Source organism: Pseudomonas sp. MWU13-2862, from assembly GCF_023242495.1.
In the GTDB taxonomy this organism is placed as follows: domain Bacteria; phylum Pseudomonadota; class Gammaproteobacteria; order Pseudomonadales; family Pseudomonadaceae; genus Aquipseudomonas; species Aquipseudomonas gingeri_D.
Window position 1 is genome coordinate 1 of the sequence record NZ_JALMEZ010000036.1, and the last position, 4,018, is coordinate 4,018.

Consider the following 4,018-nt stretch of genomic DNA (forward strand, 5'->3'; position numbering starts at 1 on the left):
AGGTGTGCCTCCCTGTCCTCCAATTTAGGACAGGATCATGACTCCAAATCTCATATTAGCTCTCTATCGTAATCTGCGGTTATCAGCACCTCCTCGGCTCTACCAGCCCAGAGGAGACTTGCAGCTATGCTGAAATCACTTCTAGTTATCGCCATCGGCGCATCTCTTGGTGCTTGGTTGCGCTGGCTCTTGGGTATGAAGCTCAACGCGCTGTTCCCGACAATTCCCCCAGGCACTGTGGTGGCGAACATGGTCGGGGGTTACATCATTGGCCTAGCCATCGCGTTCTTAGCCGCATCTCCCTCCTTAAGCCCTGAATGGCGCCTGCTGATCATCACGGGTTTCTGTGGGGGACTTACCACCTTTTCCACCTTTTCAGCCGAAACAGTCGCCCTAATCCAGGAAGGGAGATTGCTGTGGGCACTCGGCTCGATTTCGTTGCACGTCGTGGGCTCGTTGGCGATGACGGCTGCCGGGCTTCTGTCCTTTCAAATGATTGGCACGCGTTGAGGAGATGTAAATGAAAGGTTTTCTGGTGATTTTCTTTACCCAACAGAACCGTCGTTACCAAGGAAAGATGCTCGGCGATTGGATCGTTGATTTAGCAAAGGAAATGGGTCTGCGTGGTGCGACCCTCTCTACAGGTATCGAGGGTTTTGGGCATACCGGTCGGTTGCACTCCTCGCATTTTTTTGAACTGGCGGATCAGCCGACCGAGATTCGCATGGCTATCACCGAGGACGAATCCGAAAGGTTTTTCAAGCGATTGGAGCTTGAGGATATCTCCGTGTTTTACATAAAGACCCCAATCGTAATGGGCACCGTCGGCAAAAAGGCCAACTAGCCCAAAAGCCTTCCTAACCCCTTGGAGATACGAACATGAGCTATGCGGACATTCCAGCCGGTAACGCAATCCCCGATGACTTTTTCACCGTTATCGAGATCCCTGCAAACCACTCTCCGATCAAGTACGAGGTGGACAAACCAAGCGGGCAGATCTTCGTTGATCGCTTCCTCAGTACGCCGATGTTCTATCCGGCCAACTACGGGTTTATTCCGAACACTCTAAGCGATGACGGCGATCCACTGGACGTACTGGTGATCTGCCCTTATCCGGTCTCTCCTGGCGTTGTCATTCGTAGTCGCCCGGTTGGCGTGATGTACATGACAGACGAAGCAGGCGCCGATGCCAAAGTAATCGCTGTTCCTCATGACAAACTCAGCTCGATGTACAGCGATGTTAAGGAGTGCGAAGACCTTCCCGCACTTCTGCTTGCGCAGATCCAGCACTTCTTTGAAAACTACAAGGCGTTGGAACCGGGTAAGTGGGTAAAGATGGGGCGCTGGGGTAGCGCAGATGAGGCTAGGGAAGAAATCCGCAAGTCAGTAGCTGCCTACGTTCCAAAAAGCATGGTGTCTCACTAGAAAATCTGGACTGTTAAGCGTGGACCCACTTATGCGGAAGTAGCTCAGTAATCTCACTCGCCCGCTGTGTTGGCAGGCGGGTGAGGACGTCTTTCAGGTACGCATATGGATCATGCCCATTTAGCCGTGCCGTCTGGATCAAACTCATGATTGCAGCCGCACGTTTACCGCTGCGTAACGAGCCCGCGAACAGCCAGTTCGAGCGCCCAAGAGCCCATGGCCGGATTTGATTCTCGCACCAGTTATTATCGATTGGCACAGCACCGTCATTGAGATAGCGCGTCAGCGCTATCCAGCGTTTGAGGCTGTAATCCAAAGCCTTGGTGAGGCCGATCCCTCAGGCACAAGCTGCCTTTGGGCGATCATCCAGGTATGAAGTGCGTCGATGATCGGTGCTGCTTTTTCCTGCCGTATGCGCTGCCGGACATCTGGATCCAGTTCGCGTGCCTCTCGTTCAACTTCGTACAAGGCCGCGATGTAATGCAGCGCTTTTTCGGCAATCTGGCTCTTGTTGGTCGCGTGCAAATCGAAGAATTTTCGACGTGCATGGGCCATGCAGCCGATCTCCGTGACGCCCAGTTCAAAGCCTGCCTTGTATCCAGCGAAGTCGTCGCAGACCAGCTTGCCGTTCCAGGTGCCAAGGAAGTTTCGGGCATGTTCGCCAGCACGGCTCGGACTGAAGTCATAAACGACCGCCGCAAGCTCAGAGAACTGGCTGGTGGCATAGGCCCAGACGTAAGCGCGATGTGTTTTCTTCTCGCCGGGCGCCAGCATTTGTACCGGAGTTTCGTCGGCGTGGACGACGCTGTGCGTTAGCACGGCTTCACGCAGCGCGTCCACCAGCGGCTGCAATTGCACGCCGCAGTTGCCCACCCATTGCGCCAAGGTCGAGCGAGCAATAGGTAGTCCGGCGCGGCCGAAGATTTTCTCTTGCCGATACAGCGGCAGATGGTCGGCAAACTTGGCCACCATGACGTGGGCTAGCAGACCCGCTGTCGGTATACCTTTGTCGATGACGTGCGCCGGTACCGGCGCCTGGATCAGCGTTTCGCACTGTTCGCAGACCCATTTTCCACGGATGTGACGTTCGACGGTGAATACGCCGGGCGTGTAGTCGAGCTTTTCACTGGCATCTTCGCCAATACGCTTGAGGGCGCAGCCGCATTGGCAGTGGCTGTTATCTGGTTCGTGATGGATCAGTTTGCGAGGGAACTGCGGTGGCAGCGCAGCGCGCTTAGGCTGCTGGCACAATTGGGCTTCGACAGGCGCGGGTCGCAGCGCTTCAAGCTCAGCTTCGATGACGGCGATGTCGGTGTCGATTAAGTCGTCGAGCAAGCTGGCTTGATCCGGACTTAGCTGCTCGCTGCGCTTGGCAAATTTGAAGCGTTTGAGCACCGCGATCTCGTGGGCCAGTTTCTCGTTGACCGACTTGTGATGGGTGATTTGCTTGTCCATCGTCTCGACGCGCTGGATCAACTGCGTCGCCAAGGCGCGCAGTTCTTCAGGATTTAATTGATCGAGATTCGGATGCGAAGTCATGCCGCAGATCTTGCCAGAGAGACTTCATGGCGGCGATAGACTGATGGGCCAATTGCGCTGACAAGCGGGCCATGGCAGGTGTTAAAGCATTGAGATGACTGCGCCTGCACCGACGCGCTGCCAAGGTAACCCGAGTACTAGGGCTTGAAGTTGCTCGGCATCCAACTCAACTTCGGAGCCGTGTCGCACACCAGACCAGAAGAAACGTCCTTGATTCAAACGCCGGGCTGCAAGCCAAATTCCCACGCCGTCATGCACCAGCACTTTGATGCGATTGGCGCGGCGGTTGGCGAATAGATAAGCACAGTGCGGCTTCGCCGCACCGAATACCGCCACGACCCGCGCGAGCGCGGTTTCAGTGCCGGCCCGCATGTCCATGGGCTCGGTAGCGAGCCAGATGGAATCAATGCGGATCATCGCAGCAGGTCTCGTAGGAAAGCAGAACACGCCGCTGCATTTTCTGCCGGCCAACTCACAACGACTAGGCCTTTTGAATGAGTCACTTCGATCCTGATCGTGGCAGGAAGGACTTGATGCACCGCTGCCGATTGCGATGCCTTGACCGGGATGAAGGCTGTTTGCAGCGCCACGTTTTTCTGCGCATGCACCCGAATCCATTTATGGACAAGGTTAGCGTTGAGGTTGTAGGTCAACGCGACATTGGCAATCGAGGTGCCTGGCTGCGCACATTCGGCAATGACTTGGGCTTTAAAGGACTTGGAATAGGAACGGCGTTCTTGTGGCATGGGCGTCCGCTTAAAAAGACAAAAAATGGTGTCCACTTAAATTTAGGTGGACACCATCGCCCCAAGTGACGCAGTCAGGAAGGTGTGTTGCCCGGACGGTTACACTTTGCACGACTGGGAACATACTGGCTCATCGTAGACACCGCCATTGCCCACTTCCCCTCGAAGCCCTCATGCTAAAACAACGTTTCCATGAAGCACACCCTGTGACAGCACGTGCGATACAAGAACACTACATCCAGAACTGAGAACAGAGCCCCCTGCTCTCTGTACGACTGTGCGCGGCATACGTGTAGTTGCGCGCAATG

5 protein-coding genes and 1 pseudogene are annotated in these 4,018 nt (G+C 55.2%); 3 read left to right on the forward strand and 3 right to left on the reverse strand.

What is annotated here, in order from left to right; all coding sequences use genetic code 11:
- Positions 1-126: 126 nt before the first annotated feature.
- From crcB to ppa, 3 genes are read left to right on the forward strand one after another with little or no spacing between them, the layout of a single operon-like run.
- A complete protein-coding gene (gene crcB / locus M5C56_RS32220) occupies positions 127-510 on the forward strand; it encodes a fluoride efflux transporter CrcB (protein ID WP_103497309.1) in 384 nt (127 codons plus the stop codon).
- A 10-nt stretch (positions 511-520) separates the two neighbouring features.
- A complete protein-coding gene (locus M5C56_RS32225) occupies positions 521-844 on the forward strand; it encodes a DUF190 domain-containing protein (RefSeq protein ID WP_103497310.1) in 324 nt (107 codons plus the stop codon).
- A 35-nt stretch (positions 845-879) separates the two neighbouring features.
- Complete coding sequence (ppa, locus tag M5C56_RS32230) at positions 880-1,425, forward strand: inorganic diphosphatase (RefSeq protein ID WP_103497311.1); 546 nt, start codon at positions 880-882, stop codon at positions 1,423-1,425.
- A gap of 13 nt (positions 1,426-1,438) precedes the next feature.
- Here ppa and M5C56_RS32235 read toward each other — a convergent pair.
- From M5C56_RS32235 to M5C56_RS32245, 3 genes and pseudogenes are all read right to left on the reverse strand, one after another.
- Positions 1,439-2,964, reverse strand: a pseudogene (locus tag M5C56_RS32235) (IS66 family transposase).
- Between the two features lie 81 nt (positions 2,965-3,045).
- A complete protein-coding gene (gene tnpB / locus M5C56_RS32240; RefSeq protein WP_247263505.1) occupies positions 3,046-3,381 on the reverse strand; it encodes an IS66 family insertion sequence element accessory protein TnpB in 336 nt (111 codons plus the stop codon).
- The gene (locus M5C56_RS32245) at positions 3,378-3,710 is read right to left on the reverse strand and encodes a transposase (protein ID WP_247263504.1); all 333 of its coding nucleotides are present in this window, start codon (positions 3,708-3,710) and stop codon (positions 3,378-3,380) included. The genes tnpB and M5C56_RS32245 overlap by 4 nt, the downstream gene beginning before the upstream one ends.
- Positions 3,711-4,018: the final 308 nt, after the last annotated feature.

Coding starts and splice junctions, on each gene's coding strand:
- ppa (WP_103497311.1), top strand. CDS start 880: ATGAGCTATGCGGACATTCCAGCCGGTAACGCAATCCCCGATGACTTT.
- tnpB (WP_247263505.1), bottom strand. CDS start 3,381: ATGATCCGCATTGATTCCATCTGGCTCGCTACCGAGCCCATGGACATG.
- M5C56_RS32245 (WP_247263504.1), bottom strand. CDS start 3,710: ATGCCACAAGAACGCCGTTCCTATTCCAAGTCCTTTAAAGCCCAAGTC.
- crcB (WP_103497309.1), top strand. CDS start 127: ATGCTGAAATCACTTCTAGTTATCGCCATCGGCGCATCTCTTGGTGCT.
- M5C56_RS32225 (WP_103497310.1), top strand. CDS start 521: ATGAAAGGTTTTCTGGTGATTTTCTTTACCCAACAGAACCGTCGTTAC.